This is a genomic window from Streptomyces sp. NPDC026394 (genome assembly GCF_055567735.1).
Genome location: NZ_JBVHPX010000002.1, coordinates 252,789 through 270,086, shown reverse-complemented (window position 1 = coordinate 270,086; position 17,298 = coordinate 252,789). Strand labels below are relative to the sequence as shown.

Here is a 17,298-nt window from a genome sequence, read left to right as displayed (position 1 = left end):
ATGGACGGGACGGCGCGGCTGCCAGGTTCACACCCCCGGGGCAGGGGCGGCGAACGCGGACGGCCGGTCCCGGCCGCCCGCGCGCCCTCTTGCTCAGATCCTTTGTTCAGGTGTTGCTCGTACCCCAGTCGTCCTCACCGCTGCCGCGCTGCTCGCGCAGCGCACGGATGCGCTCCGCCACAGGCCCCGGCATCCGGTCCCCGACCTTGGCGGACACCTTGTCGAACGCCTTGGTGGCCACCTCGCGGCCGCCGAGCGCGGCGGACTCCGCGGTGTTCCGGACGGCCGGGTTCTGCGCGATCCGCCGGGCACTCTTGCGAAGCTGCTCGTACCGCTCCCGGCCCGCCTTGCTGCCGAGCACGTATCCGATGGCCAGTCCCGTGATGAACGTCAGCCGGTAGCGCATCGTCGCTCCACCTTCCCTCTCGTCGGTCTCGCTCGCGCGCACTGTGCAGGGGCCCACCGGGCCGTACTGCCCGCCCACCCGCGCGCCCGCCGGGCTGCGCTGCCCGTCTGCTCGCGGGGCTGTGCTGCCCGCCTACCCGCGGACCGGAAGATCATCCGGGACCACCCTCGGCCATACCGATTGGCGGAGCACCCCCCTGCTTGCGCTAATGTATGTGCAGCAGCGAGCGCGCGCCGTCCGGAGGCCCCGGATCGGAGTGCATTCGAGGCACACAGAGCATTCCCCTGTAGCTCAATTGGCAGAGCAGCCGGCTGTTAACCGGCAGGTTACTGGTTCGAGTCCAGTCGGGGGAGCTCGGTCCCCTGTAGCTCAATTGGCAGAGCATTCGGCTGTTAACCGGAGGGTTACTGGTTCGAGTCCAGTCGGGGGAGCAGGACGGAAGAGGACCCCCGCGGGGGTCCTCTTTCCTGTGCGCGGGAACCGAACACCCGGCGTCCGAAGTCCTCTTGGACAGGCATGGCAGCCCAACGAGGACCCACCCGCGCAACAGATCGTATGAGCGGCTATGCTGCGGCAGACGGCGCGCACAAATGTGCGCGGCGCGCCGTATCGGGGCGGTAGCTCAGCCGGTTAGAGCAGCGGACTCATAATCCGTCGGCCGTGGGTTCGAGTCCCACCCGCCCCACCAAAGAATCGTTCTGACCTGCGCAAATGCGGTCGGAGCGGTCGGTTGGGTGAGGCGTTTGCCTCGGAGTGGTGAGGCAGACGCGGGCCTGTGTGGCCCGGTCGGGACTCTGATCCCCTGGTGACCTGGGGTTTTGGAGTGGCACCGGGGTGGAAGTCGTGGTTGATGCTCCCACGGCCGTTGGGGAAGGCCCCGACCCGGGACGAACAAGAACTTGTTGTGATCGCCGCTCGGCCCGGGCCTGTGCTGCCCGTCTCGCATCCAGAAGCACTGTCGTGACCGTCACGGATCAGAGGGCGGCGATGCGGCGTGCCCCGCCCGTGCCCTTCCCGGCAAGCGTCGGAAGACGGCGAGGCCACCATCCGCGATGACGGCACAGCGCCGGAGGAAAGCTTCGACCGACGAGGCCCCGGCAGCCGCCGGTGAGGCCGGGCGGCCGGCGGTCAGGTGGCGGCAGGTCTTCCCATTGCGTCGGCGACGACCGGTTGGCCGATGGCGAGGGTGCTCTGAAGGTTCTGCCTTCCGTGGCGTTCGGATCAGCTCCGTGCAGGTGGGGACCACGAAGTGGCCGCCGAGCGGCCGTCACCCGGGCCGGGAACAGCCCCGCACGCGCGGGGACCACCCGGTGGCCGGTCGCGAAGAGGGCCGGTCCCGGCGTGCGTGGGTGATTCCCGTCCTCCGAGGTCTGTCCGGTGGCGGGGGCGGTCGGGGGGGCTGGGTTTTGCCCTGGCGGGCGGAGGGGCGGCGGCTACCGGTGTGCGGCGAGGAACGGCAGGACGACGGCGGCCATCTCGTCAGGTACTTCCTCCGCGAGGTCGTGGCCCGCGTCGAAGACGTGTCCGGTGACGTCGTGGGCCACGAACCGTGCCTGCTCCGCGTTGCGCTCGCCGATGAAGGCGGAGCCGCCGAGCGCCAGGACGGAGATGTCGAGCTTCTTCTGGGCGGCCTTGCGGTTCTGCTCGGCGTCGGTGAGCATCGCCCGGTAGACGGCGAGCATGGCGCGGATGCCGCCGGGCAGGGAGTAGCAGCGTACGTACTCCTCGACGGCGTCGGGGGTGGCGGTGTCGGGGTGGCTGCGCTCGTTCTTGATCATGTAGGTGATCAGTTCGCGTTCGTGCCCGGAGATCAGCATCTCGGGCACGTCGGGCTGGAAGTAGAAGCCCAGGTGCCACAGGTGCATGCCGGAGACGTTCTCGGGAGTGAGGGCGGTGTGGTCCTCGAAGCCGAAGCCGGGGAAGAGGGCTTCGGCGAAGACGAGGGAGGTGACGTGGTCGCGGTGGCGGGCGGCGAGCTGGTAGCCGATCACCGCGCCCCAGTCCTCGCCGACCACGGCGTAGGTCTCGTGTCCGAGGCGGGCCATCAGCTCGGCGATGTCGTCGCTCATCGTCGCGGAGTCGTAGCCGTCCGCGGGACGGGCGGAGTCGCCGAGACCGCGCAGGTCGGGCACGACGACGGTGTGGTGGGGCGCCAGCTTCGGGACCAGGTGGCGCCAGTGGTAGCCGGTCTTCGGCACGCCGTGCAGCAGCACGACCGCGGGGCCGGACCCGGCGGTCCGGTAGTGCAGGCTCGTGCCGTTGACGGCGGCACGGCCGGTGCGCAGGGGCGCTCCGTCATGGTCGTACATCATGGGACACCACTTTCTTGGGCGTGCGTTACAGAATGAAGGCAGGGAAACCGAACGTCCTACGGGGCGCGAGGACCGTCAGTCGAGAGTGCTCAGTGCGACGTCGATGAGGGGTTCGAGGGCCCGCGTGTCCGGGGTGATCTTCGAGGAGACCAGCAGGCCGTTGAGGAAGGTGACGAGGAAGGCGGCGACCGTGTGCGGGTCGTGCCGCTGCGCGATCTCGCCCCGTTCCCTCGCCGCCCGCAGCACCTCGGCCAGCGCCTCCCGGCTCGCCTCCTGCATGTCGCGCACGGTGCGCCGGGTCGCCGCGTCCGGCGGCAGCCGCTCGCAGACGGCGTTGACGGCCAGGCAGCCCCGGCCGCCGTCACCGACGGCGATGCGGATCCGCTCCGTCAGCAGCGTACGGATCGCCGCGCGGGCGTCCGTCTCCTCCTTCAGATCACGCAGGGCGGCCGCCGCGAGGGTGGTGCGGTAGTGCTCCAGCGCGGCCCGGTACAGGCCGTCCTTGCCGCCGAACGCGGCGTACAAGGATCCCTGTCCGATGCCCAGATGCTGGGCCAGATCGCGCACCGAGGTCGCCTCGTAGCCGCGCGCCCAGAACAGCTCCATGGCGCGGCTCACCGCTGCCTCGGTGTCGAACTCCCGGGTCCTTGCCATGACCTCACTCTAGCCTTTCTGGATCGATCGCTCAAGAAAAGAGGCTGCGGCCTGACCACTCGCAGGCCGGCCTCACGGCTACTGGCCGCCAGCATCCTCGGCGGTGGCCGGGTCGCGCGGCGGGCGCAGGCGGGCAGGCCGTCGAGGCCATGTGCGCGATGCGATGCTCTGCGCGGCCGTCGCCATCGGCTGTGAGCGCAAAGCCCCTTTCCCGCAGGCGCGTTGTGCCCTGTCGCTGCCTGCTCATGGGCCCGTTAGGGTGTCCCGGTGACCGATGCGAGCATGGACAGAATGAACCGCTTCCGGGCCGAGGCGATATCCCAAGGTTTGGCGTCGGAGGAGGTGGAGGAGTGGATACGTGGCACCCTGCCGGCGGTGTACCTGGCCGAGGGCGGTGACGGCCCCCTGGTGGCCCGGGTCGGCGGCAACCCCCTGCTGCCGCACGGCGTGGTCAAGCCGTCCGACCCCTTCGTGGCCTCCGTCGACCTCGCGGCCCTCCCGCCGGGTGCGACCAGCCTTCCACTGCCCGCCGACGGCCACCTGCTCTTCTTCTCCGGCACCGATGTGCAAGGCATCGAGGGACAGGTACCCGACGCGGTGCTGTACGTCCCCGCCGGGACCCCTGTCACCCCGACCTTCCTCGAACACAGCCGGCGCGAGCCGTACCGGCCGCGTGAACTGCGCACGGTCTGGCACCAGCCGAGCGCGCAAATGCCGGAGAGCTTCGCCCTCGACAGATGGGGCGACGTCCCCGAGGACGAGCAGTTCGAACTCGCCGACGAACTCAGCGACGCCTGGGCACACGTGGGCGGCTACCGCCCTTCCTGGGTCCTGCAGATCGGCGGCCATCCCGTCTCGCCCCAGAACGACCCCGTCCACTACGCCCGTACGCCCGAGGAGACCGGCCCCTGCGAGCAGGGCGGTACGGCCCCTGAAGAGGACGCCGGCGACTGGGCGCTCCTGGCCACCTGGAGGTGCGGTGACGACGTCACGGAACTGGACTCCGGCGTGGCCCACTGGGTGATCCGCCACCGGGATCTGGCGGCCCGGCGCTTCGACCGGGCCCACCGCTACGTCGAAATGGCCTGACCGCGCGGGGCGGGGCGGCCCGCTCCCCGGCGCTCATCGCAGGAGCTCGCGGCTATGGAGCCGCCCCGCCGAAATGGCGATCTCTCTGCCCTGTGGACGCGGGTCCGCCGGCCCGAGGCGGAGGCGGAAACCGAGCAGGCTTGGGCAGCACAACTGCGCCGTCGGCACCTGCATCCCAGCAGCGAAGCGGCCGAGCAGGCCGCTGCCACCGCCGCCCGGGAAGCACGCCTGCGTGTCGCCGAGCACCTGCTCGGTGCCCGCAGCCGGGCCTGGCTCGCCGCGCAGGCTCCCCAGCCGGCCGGGGAGCCGGGGGAGCCGGACCGGGAAGCGGCGGCGAACGTCGCCGGGGTCCGCGCAGCCCTTGCCCTTCCGGTGTCCGCGGTCCGCAACAGCGGAAAGCACCGGCCCGAACGGAGTCCGCGGCGGAGCAGGGCCCTGATGCGCGGTGAGCACGCCCAGGCGCAGGACGCGGCTGGAGCGCAGGAGACCGCATGGTTGCGTGCGCAGATCGCCGCTCAGTTGCCGGAGTTGGCCTCCGCCACCGCAGCCCACCATGGCGCGAGCTACATCGCCGCTGAGGCGGTGGGCAGCGAGTGAGCCGGAGGCCGCGCCCGGGACGGGCCCGGCAGGCTGTACCGGCGGCCCGGAGCTTGCTCCCTGCGGCCACGTCAGTCCGCCCACTGGGACCGCCACCCGCCAGGCAGCAAGGCACGCAACACTTCGGGTCCACCCCCGCGTGCGCGGGGACCACACGGCGCTCGTGGCGCCCTCGACGCGGGTCTCGGGTCCACCCCCGCGTGCGAGGGGACCACAGGCCGCGACCAGTGGCTTTACCTAGCGGAGCGCGGGCTTTTATGTACTTCTGGAAACTCCGGCGTCTACGCCTGAAAGGCGCATTCGAGGTGGACCTGAAGTGACCTGATCACGCTACTACCCGTAGGCAGTAGTGAACACGCATTGCCGATGCTGTCGTCACAGAACAGGGCCAGTTGAAGCCTTTAGCCGACAATCGCTCCCCGCCCAAGCGAAGCGTCCCGGCCTTGTGCGGGTTGAGAAGCCCCGGCGGAACATTTGCCGCGAGCCATGGCCCACGGCCGTATCGGGACGGGGCTTTCGCGCCGTCCGTGTGCCTGAGAGGGGCCAGGGTGTTGCGAGAGGGGAGCGGCGTCGGAACCGGACAGTGGTTCACGTGCTGCGCGGCGCCGGTGTTCGAGAGTGTTTGCGGGGTGAACCATATGGTCAGCAGCTCAGCAGTGCTGTGACCTGATGCCGATTCGAACGTCCCGCTGGCCGGTTGCGCCCGATGTGGTTCAGGGGTGGCGGCCATAGCGTGAGCCCGCCTCTTCTCCGTACGTCGACGAGAAAGGAACGGACGCCATGGCTGTCATCAACCTCATGATCCTCGAAGGGGACGAGCAGGAGCCCGAGGGCTGGACGAAGATCAGTAAGGATCTGAACGCCGGTTCCGGCGGCCAGTACCTGTACTTCGCCTTCGAGACCGACAGCAAGCTCTCCGCGCCCAACGCCGCGTTCGGCCCCATCACCGACATCGTCTTCCTGTCCAAGGGCGACGAGCCCCCGCACGGCTACCGCAAGCTCAACAAGGACCTGAACGCCGGCGCGGGTGGCGAGTACATTTACGCCGCCTACACGCGGAACGCCGAGCAGGGCTCGCCGATCAACTCGCTGGACGTCGCGCTCACCGACAACCGTGACTACCAGCCCCCGAAGCCCTGGGAGCGTTATGACAAGGATCTGAACGCGGGCGCGGGCGGGAAGTACGTGTATCTGCTGCACATCTGATCCGGTCGATTCCGGTCGATTCCGGTCGGTTCTGGCGGGGCGGCAGTTGCCGTCCCGCCTTTCGCGTGGAGAGTCAGGGGCCGCGGACTACGCTCCGCCACCGGTCGCCCCCGCGCGGCACAGCAGGGCGGCGTGCAGGTCGAGGCGGTGGGAGAGGCGGGTGAGGTCGCGGCCGGTGAGGTGTTCTATGCGCTGGACGCGGTAGCGGACGGTGTTGACGTGGAGGTGGAGGGCGGCGGCGGTACGGGACCACGAGGCGTCGTGGCGGAGGAAGACCTCCAGGGTGTGCAGCAGGGTGCCGGTCCTGTCGTGCTCGGGGAGGAGCGGGCGCAGGGTGCGGGCGCTGAAGACGGCGCGGACGTCGGCGGGTACGGCGGACAGCAGCCGTTCGAGGGTGGCGGGGGCGGAGCTGCCCCCGGGGATGGGCGGGGTGGTGGTGTGCGGCATGGGGTGTGCTCCTCGTACCGTCCGGGCGCCGGGCTTCGGGCCCTGACCTTGCCGTGCGCACTCACCAGGCGAGAGCGCGGAAAAGCATCGTAAATGCTAGGGAGATGGGTGTGCAGTTGCGCTGATGCGAGGTGGGGGAGAAAGGGGGGAGGTGCGGGAGCGTGAGGTGTGGCGGGGACTGGGGCGGGGTGGCGGGGGCGGGAGGTGTGTGCGTGGCTGCGGCTGCTGGAGGGGTGTGCTTGTTTCACTCGGGACATGGATCTGCATACGGTGCGGGAGGTTCTGGAGGTCGGGGGACTCGGGGAGGTCGAGAAACGCGGGGAGGTCAGGGGTGCGAGGGGACGTTTGGGGTGGCGGACGGGTGATGCCTGGCTCGGTGGCGGTACGTACCTCTTCTCCGAGCCTCAGCCGGGGGTGCGGCGGCTGCTGGATCTGAGCCGGACGGGCTGGGAGCCGTTCCGGTGGTTGCCGGACGGTGCGCTGGAGATCGCGGCGACGTGCACTGTTGCCGAGGTGTCCCGGTTCGGTGGCAGTGGTGGCGGCGGTGGCGGTTGGTTGCCGGTGGGGGTGCTCTTCGAGCAGTGCTGCCGTGCCTTTTTGGCCTCGTTCAAAATCTGGAACACGGCCACCGTCGGCGGGAATCTGTGCCTCGCGCTGCCCGCCGCGCCGATGGTCTCCCTGACGGCGGCGCTGGACGGCACCTGCCTGCTGCTGGCCGTGGACGGAACGGCGCGGCGACTGCCGGTGGCGGACCTCGTCACGGGCCCCGGGCGCAACGCGCTGGCGGAGGGCGAGTTGCTGCGCTCGGTCACGTTGCCGGCCCGCGCGCTGGAGCGTCGTACGGCGTTCCGGCAGACGTCGCTGTACGGGCTCGGGCGCTCCGCCGCGCTGCTGATCGGGACACGGGACCCGGTGGACGGGGCGTTCACCCTGACGATCACCGCCGCCACCGTACGGCCGGTGCGGCTGCGGTTCCCGGAGCCGCCGTCCCCCTCCGAGCTGCGGGCGGCGATCGGGCGGGCCGTACCGGACGACGGGTGGTTCGACGACGTTCACGGGATGCCGGAGTGGCGGCGGCACATGACGTATCGGATGGGGGAGGAGATTCGGGAGGAGTTGGCGGGTGCGGAACCGAGGAGGGGGCGGCCGGGGCGGGGGGCGCCTTCGCGGGCGCTGTTCCGGTCGGCTGACCCGTTCCCGTTCCCGCACCCGTCCGCGTCCGTACGTCCGCGCCTCCGCGCTTCCTTCCGTGCCGAGGTCAACGGCGCCCCCACGCGCACCGCGCCCCGCCCCGGCCAATGCCTGCGCACCTACCTGCGCGAGCGTGGCTGCCTCGGCGTCAAGAAGGGCTGTGACGCCGGGGATTGCGGATCATGCACGGTGCACGTGGACGGCGAGCCCGTGCACAGTTGCGTGTATCCGGCCGTACGTGCCGACGGGCGGTCGGTCACCACCATCGAAGGTCTGGCCGACGTGGGGCCGGACGGTGAGGCGAGCGGGCGGCTGCATCCTGTGCAGCGGCAGTTTCTGGAGGCGCAGGGGTTTCAGTGCGGATTCTGCACCGCGGGGTTCGTGATGACGGCTGCCGCGCTCGATGAGGGGCTGCTCTCCGATCTGCCGCGCGCCTTCAAAGGAAACCTGTGCCGCTGTACCGGTTATCGGGCCATCGAGGATGCCGTACGGGGCGTTCGGCACATCGAGGAACCGGGTGTGGACGATGCCATCGGCCGCAATGCGCCGGCGCCCGGCGGCCGGGAGGTGGTCACCGGCAGGGCCCGCTACACCTTCGACCTCGACCTCGATCGTGACACCGGCGCCCTGTCCGGCCTCCTGCACATGAAACTGCTGCGTTCGCCGCACGCCCACGCCCGGATCACCGCCGTCGACACCCGGGCCGCGCTGCGGGTGCCGGGCGTGCACGCGGTTTTCACTCACCATGACGTTCCTGACCGCCGCTTCTCCACCGCTCAGCACGAGCACCCCGAGGACGATCCGCACGACACCCGGCTGCTGGACGACACGGTCCGCCATGTGGGCCAGCGGGTGGCCGCGGTGGTCGCGGACAGCGAGGCGGCGGCGGAGGAGGGCTGCCGCCGGGTCGAGGTGACGTACGAGGTGCTGCCCGCGGTCCTCACCCCGGAGGAGGCGATGCTGCCCGGCGCCCCCGTGGTGCACGCCGGAGGGGAGGGAGAGCGGTCCGAGGCCGGGCCGTACGTGGCCAATGTGGTGGGTGAGGTGCACGGGGAGACCGGCGACGTGGCGCGCGGGTTCGCCGCGGCCGACGCGGTGTACGAGGAGACCTTCCGCACGCCGCGGGCGCAGCACGCGAGTCTGGAGACGCATGGCGCCGTCGCGTACTTCGAGTCCGCCGCCCCGGCCTCGGCCCCGGGCGCGCAGGGCAGTGACGGCCAGGCCAGCCGGCGGCTGGTCGTCCGTACCAGTACGCAGGTGCCGTACCTCGTACGCCGCTCCCTCTGCTCGCTGCTGGACCTGCAGCCCGAGGCGGTGCGGGTCGTCGCGGGGCGGGTCGGCGGTGCTTTCGGCGGGAAGCAGGAGATGCTCGTCGAGGACGTCGTGGCGCTGGCGGCGTTGCGGACCGGGCGTCCGGTCAAGCTGGAGTTCACCCGGGCCGAGCAGTTCCACGGCGCGACGACGCGGCACCCGTTCACCGTACGGGTCAAGGTTGGTGCGCGCCGGGACGGGACCCTGACCGCGCTCCAACTGCACGTGGTGTCCGACACCGGCGCGTACGGCAACCACGCCCGCACCGTCCTGGCGCACGGGTGCGGTGACGCCCTCGCCCTCTACCGCTGCCCGAACAAGAAGGCGGACGGTTTCGCCGTCCATACCCATACCGTCCCCGCCGGTGCCTTCCGCGGCTACGGGCTCGGGCAGGTCGTCTTCGCGCTGGAGAGCGCGCTCGACGAACTGGCGCGTCGGCTGGGCGTCGACCCGCTGCTGCTGCGGGAGCGCAACGTGGTGCGGCCCGGTGACGTGCTGGAGACGGTGGTGGACGGGATGGACGGGGTGACCGATCTGCGCATCGGGAGTTACGGGCTGGACGCGTGTCTGAGCAGGTTGCGGGAGGCTTCCGCGTCCGTGGAGCCGGACGCGCCGGGTGCGCGCGGCCTGCCGGGCGTGCCGGATGCCTCTCACCTGCTGAACGCGCGGACCGCCTCGAACGTGCCCGACGTACCGGCCGTCTTGGACGTGCCCGACGCGCCGACCGCCTCGAACGTGCCGGACGTACCGCCCGGATGGCTGGTGGGCCACGGCAGTGCCGTGTCGATGATCGCCGCGGCCGGGCCGGGCGGGCACTTCGCCGAGGCCCGGATCACGCTCACCGCCGACGGCGCGTACGAACTGGCCGTCGGATCGATCGAATCCGGCAGCGGGACCACCACCGCACTGCGCCAGATCGCCGCCGCCGAGCTCGGCACCACGAGTGCGCGGATCACCGTACGGCAGGCGGACACCGACGCGGTCGGGCACGACACCGGCGCCTTCGGGTCGGCCGGGACCGTGGTCGGGGGAGAGGCGGTGCTGCGCGCGGCGCGGTCCTTGGCGGGGCTGATCCGGGACCGGGCCGCGCGCGGGGGCGGCGACGGGCCGCTGACCGGGTACGGCCACTGCGCCGGGACGCCGCGTACGGTCGCCTTCAACGCGCACTGGTTCCGCGTCGCGGTCGACCCGGACAGCGGGGAGATCCGCATTCTGCGCAGCGTGCACGTGGCGGACGCGGGCACCGTGATCAATCCCATGCAGTGCCGGGGACAGGTCGAGGGCGGGGTGGCCCAGGCGCTGGGGGCGGCGCTCTTCGAGGACGTACGGCTGGACGGGCGCGGGGCGGTGTGCACCGCGGCGTTCCGCGAGTACCGGCTGCCGGCCTTCGCCGACGTGCCCCGTACCGAGGTGTATTTCACATCGACGTCCGACACGATCGGCCCGGCGGGCGCGAAGTCGATGAGCGAGAGCCCCTTCAATCCGGTCGCGCCGGCCCTGGCCAACGCGCTCCGCGCCGCCACCGGGGTGCGCTTCACCCGGCTGCCGCTGGCCCGGGACCGGGTGTGGCGGGAGCTGTCGCGAGGGGGGCCGGGGGCGCCGCCGTACGGGCGTGGAAATTCGTATGGATAGGTCGGCGTTTGCTGGGCAGGGGTGCGGGACGGTCCGGCGTGCGGAATAGGACGGGCGACGAACCCGTTGTCGCGGCGGGACCGAAAGAGACCGGAACCGGAAGCAGGGAAGTACGCATGAGCACGGTAGAGCTCACCAAGGACAACTTCGACGAGATCGTCTCCGGCAACGATTTCGTCCTGATCGATTTCTGGGCCGAGTGGTGCGGTCCGTGCAAGCAGTTCGGCCCGGTTTTCGAACGGTCGTCCGAGAAGCACGCCGATCTCGTCTACGCGAAGGTCGATACGGAGGCGCAGCCCGAGCTGGCGGCCGCCTTCCAGATCCAGTCGATCCCGACCGTGATGATCGTCCGCGAGAACATCGCGGTGTTCTCGCAGCCCGGCGCGCTGCCGGAGGAGGCCCTGGAGGACGTCATCGGCCAGGCCCGCAACCTGGACATGGACGAGGTCCGCGCCTCCGTCGCAGAGGCCCAGAACCAGGAGGGCCAGCAGCCGGAGGGGCAGAACAGCGGTGAGTGAACTGCTCCTGATCCGCCACGGCGAGACGGAGTGGAGCAGATCGGGCCAGCACACCAGCTGGACCGACCTGCCGCTCACCGCCCGCGGTGAGGAGCAGGCCCGCTCCCTGCGGCCGGTCCTGGCGGACCGGAAGATCGGCGCGGTGCTCTCCAGCCCGCTGCAGCGGGCCCGGCGCACCGCCGAGCTGGCCGGCCTGCCGGACCCGGAGATCGACGCCGACCTGAGCGAATGGGACTACGGCGGGTACGAGGGCATCTCCACCGACGAGATCCACCGGACCCGCCCCGACTGGTTCCTGTTCACCGACGGCGTGACGGCCGGGCCCCCGGAACACCCGGGCGAGTCGCCCGAGCAGGTCGGCGCGCGCGCCGACCGGGTGCTCGCCCGCATCGAGGAAAAGCTGCGCACGGCGGACGGCGATGTGGTGCTGGTCGGCCACGGGCACTTCCAGCGGGTGCTGACGGCCCGTCGGCTGGGCCTGCCGCCGTCGGCGGGCGCGCTGTTCACCTTCGAGACGGGCACGGTGGGCGTCCTCGGCGAGGAGCACGGGCGGCCCGCGGTGATGGGGTGGAACACCCGGACGCTGTGAGGGCCGGGGCCGGGGCCGGGCCGTCCGGCGGAACCGACCGGCCGGTTCCCCGGTGGGGCAGGCGTCCCGGTCGGCCAAGCCGTACCGGCCGGCTCCTCGGCCGGGTCAGGCGTACCGGCCGGCTCCTCGGCCGGCCAGACGTACCGGCCGCCCCTCAGGTAGCCATCGGATCGAGGTGCAGCGGCTCCACCTTGCCCTCGATCATGGCGCCCAGCCCCAGCACCGCGCAGATGTCCGGCCGGTCCGCGACGTGCACCGGCATGGTCGTGGCCTGCCGGATCATCGACTGGAGGCCGGGGATCAGCGCGCTGCCGCCCGCCAGCATGATGCCGCGCTCGCCCAGGTCCGCCACCAGGTCCGGCGGGCAGCGCCGCAGCACCGATCCGATCCCGTCCAGGATGGTGGTCAGCGGTGAGGCGATGGCCCGCTGGACCGGCTCGGTCTCGACCATGACCGAACGGGCCAGCCCGCTGACCACGTCCCGGCCGTGCACCTCGGTCGGGCCCGCCGCCAGGTCGCCGTTGCTGGAGAGCATCAGGTGCAGCGGCCGTACGGACTGACCCGGCAGCAGCAGCTTGTGCTGGAGTCTCAGGTGCTGCACGACGGCATGGTCGATGGCGTTGCCGCCCACCGGGACGGTCTCCGCCGCCACGATCGAGCCGAGCGAGAGCACCGCGATCTGCGTGGTTCCCGCCCCGCACACCACGATCATGGTGGCCTCGGGCTGCTCCACCGGCAGGTCGCAGCCGACCGCCGCGGCGACCAGCGTGTCGACCATCTCCACCCGGCGGGCACCGACCCCGTTCAGGGTCTCCACCGCGGCCCGCTGCGCCAGCGGCTCACTGCCGTACGGCAGGCAGATCGCGGCCCGCATGGTGGGTCTGCGCCGCCACGCCTTGCGCAGCTTGTCGTCGACCAGGTTGCGCAGCAGCCGCTGGGCCATGTCGATGTCCACGACGGTGCCGCCGGAGACCGGACGCACGACGCGGATGTGGTCCGGCGTCCGGCCGTCCATCACCTCCGCGCGGTCCCCGACGGCGATCAGCGCGCCGGTGCGGATGTTGACGGCCGCGACGGTCGGCTGGTCCACCGCCAGGCCCTGGTTCTTGACGTACATCCGGGTGCGGGCCTCGCCCAGGTCGACGGCGACCGAGCAACGGAGCAACTGTGCCAGGCTGGCGGTCATGGATGGTGCCTCCCCGGGGAGCGTTCGGCAGTACGGGCCGAGTGGCCGCCGGCGGCCACTCGTGATCCATCGTGTGCCAACGGGTCGTCAGGTGCGCGTTGAGGAGGTCCGGTTGGGGGACGCCGGGGCTGACAGGGCCTGGGCGCCGGAGTCCGGTGGAGGCGTGGAGCGCCGGGCGGCGGCGAGCAGCCGGCCGCCCACGTCGTGCAAGTAAGCGATCAGTTCCGGCGGTTCGTGCACCTCGAAGGGGACGCCGAGCAGGCCGAGCCGGAACGCGAGCCAGTCCAGCGCGTCCCCTCCCGTACGCAGCAGGCAGGAGTCCGGGGTGAGCGGCTCCAGGAGGCCGGTGCCCGCGGGGAGCCGCGCGGTCGCGTCCTCCAGAGTGGTGTGCAGCGTGACCAGTGCCCGGTGCCGCGCGCGATGGCTGGTGACGGATTCCGCGACGAACGCGGCGGCGTCCGGAGTGGGCGGCCGGCGGTCCGGTACGCAGCGGGCTCCGGTGAGCCGCGGGCCGTCGACCCGGTCCGCCCGGAACGTACGCCAGTCGGCGCGGTCCAGGTCGTACGCGACGAGATACCACCGCTGGTCCGCGCTGACCAGGCGGTACGGCTCGGCGTGCCGCCTGCTCGGGGTGCCGTCCGCCGCCGCGTACCCGAAGCGCACCCGCTCGCTGCGGCGGCACGCGGTGGCGAGCGCGGTCAGCACGGCCGGGTCGGTGACCGGGGCCTCGCCAGCGCCGGTGAGCAGGCCGTAGAGCGGGACGGTGGCCTCTTGGAGGGCGGTGACCCGGTCCCGTAGCCGGGCGGGCAGCACCTGTTCCAGCTTGGCCAGCGCCCGTACGGAGGTCTCCGCCACGTCGGCGACCGTGCCGCCCGCCGCGGCGTGCAGGCCCACGGCGATGGCGACGGCCTCCTCGTCGTCCAGGAGGAGCGGCGGCATCGCGGTGCCGGAGGCGAGGCGGTAGCCGCCGACGGCGCCGATGGCCGCGTCCACGGGGTAGCCGAGGCCGCGCAGCCGGTCGATGTCGCGGCGGACCGTGCGCGGGCTGACGCCCAGCCGCTCGGCCAGTTCGGTGCCGGTCCGCTCGCGGCCGGTCTGGAGGAGCGTGAGCAGCTTCAGGAGACGTGCCGGGGTGTCGCTCATGGTCTCAGGATGCCCCGGAAGGCGGCCATGTTCTGACCTACTTCGTTCCTAGCGTGGCCGTATGGGAGCAACGCACGAGGACAGCATCAGGATCACCGGCGCACGGGAGCACAACCTCAAGGACGTGGACCTGGAGATCCCCAAGGGGCGCATCACCGTCTTCACCGGGGTGTCCGGCTCGGGCAAGTCCTCGGTGGTCTTCGACACGGTGGCGGTGGAGTCGCAGCGCCAACTGAACGAGACCTTCACCTGGTACGTACGCAACCAGTTGCCCAAACACGAACGGCCCAAGGCCGACACCATCGAGCGACTCTCCCCGGCGGTCGTCGTGGACCAGCGGCCCCTCGGCGGCGGCGCGCGCTCCACCGTCGGCACGCTGACCGACATCTACGCGATCCTGCGGGTGCTCTACTCCCGCTGCGGCACACCGAGCGCGGGTGAGGCCACCGCGTACTCCTTCAACGATCCGGCCGGGATGTGCCCCGAGTGCGCCGGGCTGGGCCGCACCGCCCGCATCGACCTCGACCGCTTCCTGGACACCGGCCGCTCCCTCAACGAGGGCGCGATCCGCTTCCCGCCGCTCGCCGTCGGCACGGCGGGCTGGCAGATCTACGCGACGTCCGGCCTCTTCGACCCGGACAAACCCCTGGACCGGTACACCCCGCGGGAGTGGGACCTGCTCCTGTACGGCAAGGGGTTCACCGTCAAGCGCGGTGAGCGGGCCTACAACAACACGTACGAGGGACTGGTCGAGAACTTCGACCGGCGCTATGTGAAGCGGGACCTCTCGGCGCTCTCCGAGAAGACCAGGGACACGGTGCGCGGCTACGTACGCGAAGGGACCTGCCCGCGGTGCCGGGGTGCGCGGCTGACCGCGGCGGCCCTGAAGTCCCAGGTCGCGGGGCGGTCCATCGCCGAGATGGCGGCGCTGGAGGTCACCGAACTGAGCGAGGTCCTGCGCGGCATCGACCCGGCCGAGGAGCCGGTGGGCGCGGCCGTCGCGGCGCGGGCGGTCACCGCGCTGGACCGGCTGACCGGCATCGGCCTCGGCTACCTCAGCCTCGACCGTCCGGCCGCCACCCTTTCCGGCGGCGAGGGACAGCGGCTGAAAATGGTGCGCCACCTGGGCAGCAGCCTGACGGGCATGACGTACGTCTTCGACGAGCCGAGCACCGGGCTGCACCCCAGCGACGTACGCCGCCTCAACGACCTCCTGGTGCGCTTGCGTGACAAGGGCAACACCGTTCTCGTCGTCGAACACGACCGGGACGTCATCGCCGTCGCGGATCATGTGGTGGACATGGGACCCGGTGCCGGAGCGCACGGCGGCGAGGTGGTCTACGCCGGGTCGGTGCGCGGGCTGGCGGCCTCCGACACGCCCACGGGGCGTGAGCTGCGGCGCGTGACGGGCGTGAAGGCGGACGTCCGTACGCCGGCGGACTGGCTGACCGTACGGGACGTGACGCTGCACAACCTCAAGGGCGTGGACTTCCGCGTGCCCACCGGGGCGCTCACGGTCGTCACCGGGGTGGCGGGCTCCGGCAAGAGCACGCTGGTGTCCGAGGCGTTCGTGGGGGCGCATCCGGAGGCCGTGGTGGTCGACCAGTCGGCGATCGGGGTGTCCGCGCGGTCCACTCCGGCCACGTACCTCGGGGCGATGGACGCGGTACGGGCGCTCTTCGCGCGCGAGAACGGTGTACCGGCGGGGCTGTTCAGCTTCAACGCCGCCGGGGCCTGCGAGGAGTGCCGGGGGCGCGGGGTGATCCATGTAGACCTGGCGTACATGGACCCGGTGACCTCGACCTGCGAGGCGTGCCGGGGGCGGCGCTACAAGGACGAGGTGCTCGGCCTGACCCTGAGCGGCAGGTCGGTCGCCGACGTGCTGGAGATGACGGCGGAGGAGGCGGTGGCGTTCTTCAGGACGGGCGACCTCGTCCTCGCCGGCGGCGACGAGGTGGCGGGGACCGTACGGAAGCTGGCGGCCCTGGTCGAGGTCGGGCTCGGCTACCTGACGCTGGGACAGTCGGTGTCCTCCCTGTCGGGCGGCGAACGGCAACGCCTCAAACTGGCCACCCGGCTGCACCGTACGGGGAGTGTGTACGTGCTCGACGAGCCGACCACCGGGCTGCACATGGCCGACGTGGCGGGCCTGCTGGAACTGCTCGACCGGCTGGTGGACGGCGGCAACACCGTCCTGGTCATCGAGCACGACCTCGATGTGGTCAAGCGGGCGGACTGGGTGGTCGACCTCGGGCCCGGCGGGGGCCGGCACGGCGGCGAGATCGTGTACGCCGGGACGCCACGCGGCCTGCTGGCGGCGCGCGGCTCGGCCACGGCCGACTGCCTGCGGGCCTCACTCGACGGTGCGTTGTAGCAGGCCCCAGGTGAACTCCGCGACCGTCGGCCGCGGTTCACCGTCCGCGCCGGGCGCCGTGAACGCGAGCCGCCAGCGGGTGGGGGCCGTGCCCTCCATGGGGCGGGCCGGTGCGAACGCGCGGGCCACCTCGTCGACCGTGCAGGACCACGGGACCAGGTCGCCGGCCGTCCGCAGGGCGGGGGCGGCGGCGCCCGGCGCCCGGACGAGCCACGCGTTCCACGCGGTGCCCTGCGGGCCGGTCAGGACCTCGAACCGCAGATCGGGCCAGAGCGGTACGGGCCAGGTCAGCGCCTCGCAGGTCAGGTCGCCGATGCGGCGGGCGGTGACGGACTCGGGGCGGCCGAGCAGCGAGCGGTAGCGCTGCACCGCGCCGCGCGACCGGGGCGAGTGGGTCCACGCCTGCCAGCGGCGGTTGGCCTCCCGCAGCTCGGCGCGGGAGGCGCCGAGGGTGCGCAGCGCGTCCTCGACCAGGCCGGGCTGGTGGTCGGCCATACGGCGCAGCAGGACGAGCTGGAAGGCGCGGGGGCCGTCGGCGGGCCTGTCCGGGCCGCCGCCTGATCCGCTGCCGGATGCGTCGCCCGGGCCGTTGTCAGTGGTGGGGTTCATGATGGACATGTTCGCGGACGACAGGGCGGGCGAG

General features: G+C 71.9%; 14 protein-coding genes, 3 tRNA genes and 1 pseudogene. 11 read left to right on the top strand and 7 right to left on the bottom strand.

All coding sequences use genetic code 11. The features are described from left to right. Positions 1-106: 106 nt before the first annotated feature. The gene (locus tag ACZ4QV_RS05405; RefSeq protein ID WP_125047183.1) at positions 107-406 is read right to left on the bottom strand and encodes a YtxH domain-containing protein; all 300 of its coding nucleotides are present in this window, start codon (positions 404-406) and stop codon (positions 107-109) included. Positions 407-686: 280 nt separating this feature from the next. On the opposite strand from ACZ4QV_RS05405, the gene ACZ4QV_RS05400 reads away from it, so the two are divergent. The 3 genes from ACZ4QV_RS05400 (at position 687) to ACZ4QV_RS05390 (ending at position 1,094) form a co-directional block, all read left to right on the top strand. Then, positions 687-759 (top strand) — tRNA-Asn (locus ACZ4QV_RS05400). 5 nt (positions 760-764) lie between these two features. Next, positions 765-837, top strand: a tRNA-Asn gene (locus ACZ4QV_RS05395). 180 nt (positions 838-1,017) lie between these two features. Further along, positions 1,018-1,094: transfer RNA gene (locus tag ACZ4QV_RS05390), tRNA-Ile, on the top strand. Positions 1,095-1,839: 745 nt separating this feature from the next. On the opposite strand, the gene ACZ4QV_RS05385 is transcribed toward ACZ4QV_RS05390, so the two are convergent. Next, the gene (locus ACZ4QV_RS05385) at positions 1,840-2,718 is read right to left on the bottom strand and encodes an alpha/beta fold hydrolase (RefSeq protein ID WP_467762609.1); all 879 of its coding nucleotides are present in this window, start codon (positions 2,716-2,718) and stop codon (positions 1,840-1,842) included. 75 nt (positions 2,719-2,793) lie between these two features. Continuing rightward, entirely contained in the window at positions 2,794-3,372 is a 579-nt protein-coding gene (locus tag ACZ4QV_RS05380) for a TetR/AcrR family transcriptional regulator (protein ID WP_361143892.1), read from the bottom strand. A 267-nt stretch (positions 3,373-3,639) separates the two neighbouring features. Between ACZ4QV_RS05380 and ACZ4QV_RS05375 the strand changes: the two genes are divergently transcribed. The 3 genes from ACZ4QV_RS05375 (at position 3,640) to ACZ4QV_RS05365 (ending at position 6,264) form a co-directional block, all read left to right on the top strand. Continuing rightward, positions 3,640-4,461, top strand: a complete 822-nt coding sequence (locus tag ACZ4QV_RS05375; protein ID WP_467762608.1) for a DUF1963 domain-containing protein — start codon at positions 3,640-3,642, stop codon at positions 4,459-4,461. 54 nt (positions 4,462-4,515) lie between these two features. Further along, complete coding sequence (locus tag ACZ4QV_RS05370; RefSeq protein WP_467762607.1) at positions 4,516-5,058, top strand: hypothetical protein; 543 nt, start codon at positions 4,516-4,518, stop codon at positions 5,056-5,058. A 780-nt stretch (positions 5,059-5,838) separates the two neighbouring features. Beyond that, positions 5,839-6,264: a hypothetical protein gene (locus ACZ4QV_RS05365; protein WP_030023067.1), complete on the top strand. Its 426-nt coding sequence runs from the start codon at positions 5,839-5,841 to the stop codon at positions 6,262-6,264. An 87-nt stretch (positions 6,265-6,351) separates the two neighbouring features. On the opposite strand, the gene ACZ4QV_RS05360 is transcribed toward ACZ4QV_RS05365, so the two are convergent. Next, a complete protein-coding gene (locus ACZ4QV_RS05360) occupies positions 6,352-6,711 on the bottom strand; it encodes a PucR family transcriptional regulator (RefSeq protein ID WP_467762606.1) in 360 nt (119 codons plus the stop codon). A 255-nt stretch (positions 6,712-6,966) separates the two neighbouring features. Here ACZ4QV_RS05360 and ACZ4QV_RS05355 point away from each other — a divergent pair. The 4 genes and pseudogenes from ACZ4QV_RS05355 to ACZ4QV_RS05340 all read left to right on the top strand — a co-directional run. Continuing rightward, a pseudogene (locus ACZ4QV_RS05355) lies at positions 6,967-7,845 on the top strand (FAD binding domain-containing protein); the annotation flags it as partial. Positions 7,846-8,013: 168 nt separating this feature from the next. Beyond that, the gene (locus ACZ4QV_RS05350) at positions 8,014-10,845 is read left to right on the top strand and encodes a molybdopterin-dependent oxidoreductase (protein ID WP_467762697.1); all 2,832 of its coding nucleotides are present in this window, start codon (positions 8,014-8,016) and stop codon (positions 10,843-10,845) included. Positions 10,846-10,961: 116 nt separating this feature from the next. Next, positions 10,962-11,363, top strand: a complete 402-nt coding sequence (gene trxA, locus ACZ4QV_RS05345; RefSeq protein ID WP_361143880.1) for a thioredoxin — start codon at positions 10,962-10,964, stop codon at positions 11,361-11,363. Beyond that, positions 11,356-11,952, top strand: coding sequence for a histidine phosphatase family protein (locus ACZ4QV_RS05340; protein WP_361591240.1), 597 nt, complete (start codon positions 11,356-11,358; stop codon positions 11,950-11,952). The genes trxA and ACZ4QV_RS05340 overlap by 8 nt, the downstream gene beginning before the upstream one ends. 154 nt (positions 11,953-12,106) lie before the next feature. On the opposite strand, the gene ACZ4QV_RS05335 is transcribed toward ACZ4QV_RS05340, so the two are convergent. Both ACZ4QV_RS05335 and ACZ4QV_RS05330 read right to left on the bottom strand, forming a co-directional pair. After that, positions 12,107-13,138, bottom strand: a complete 1,032-nt coding sequence (locus ACZ4QV_RS05335) for a rod shape-determining protein (RefSeq protein WP_361143875.1) — start codon at positions 13,136-13,138, stop codon at positions 12,107-12,109. Positions 13,139-13,225: 87 nt separating this feature from the next. Next, positions 13,226-14,281, bottom strand: coding sequence for a helix-turn-helix transcriptional regulator (locus tag ACZ4QV_RS05330; RefSeq protein WP_361143873.1), 1,056 nt, complete (start codon positions 14,279-14,281; stop codon positions 13,226-13,228). A 61-nt stretch (positions 14,282-14,342) separates the two neighbouring features. Between ACZ4QV_RS05330 and ACZ4QV_RS05325 the strand changes: the two genes are divergently transcribed. Next, positions 14,343-16,655: an ATP-binding cassette domain-containing protein gene (locus tag ACZ4QV_RS05325; protein WP_467762605.1), complete on the top strand. Its 2,313-nt coding sequence runs from the start codon at positions 14,343-14,345 to the stop codon at positions 16,653-16,655. Here the strand turns inward: ACZ4QV_RS05325 and ACZ4QV_RS05320 are convergent. Then, positions 16,635-17,264, bottom strand: coding sequence for a hypothetical protein (locus ACZ4QV_RS05320; RefSeq protein ID WP_361143867.1), 630 nt, complete (start codon positions 17,262-17,264; stop codon positions 16,635-16,637). The two genes, ACZ4QV_RS05325 and ACZ4QV_RS05320, sit on opposite strands and share 21 nt — an antisense overlap. Positions 17,265-17,298: the final 34 nt, after the last annotated feature.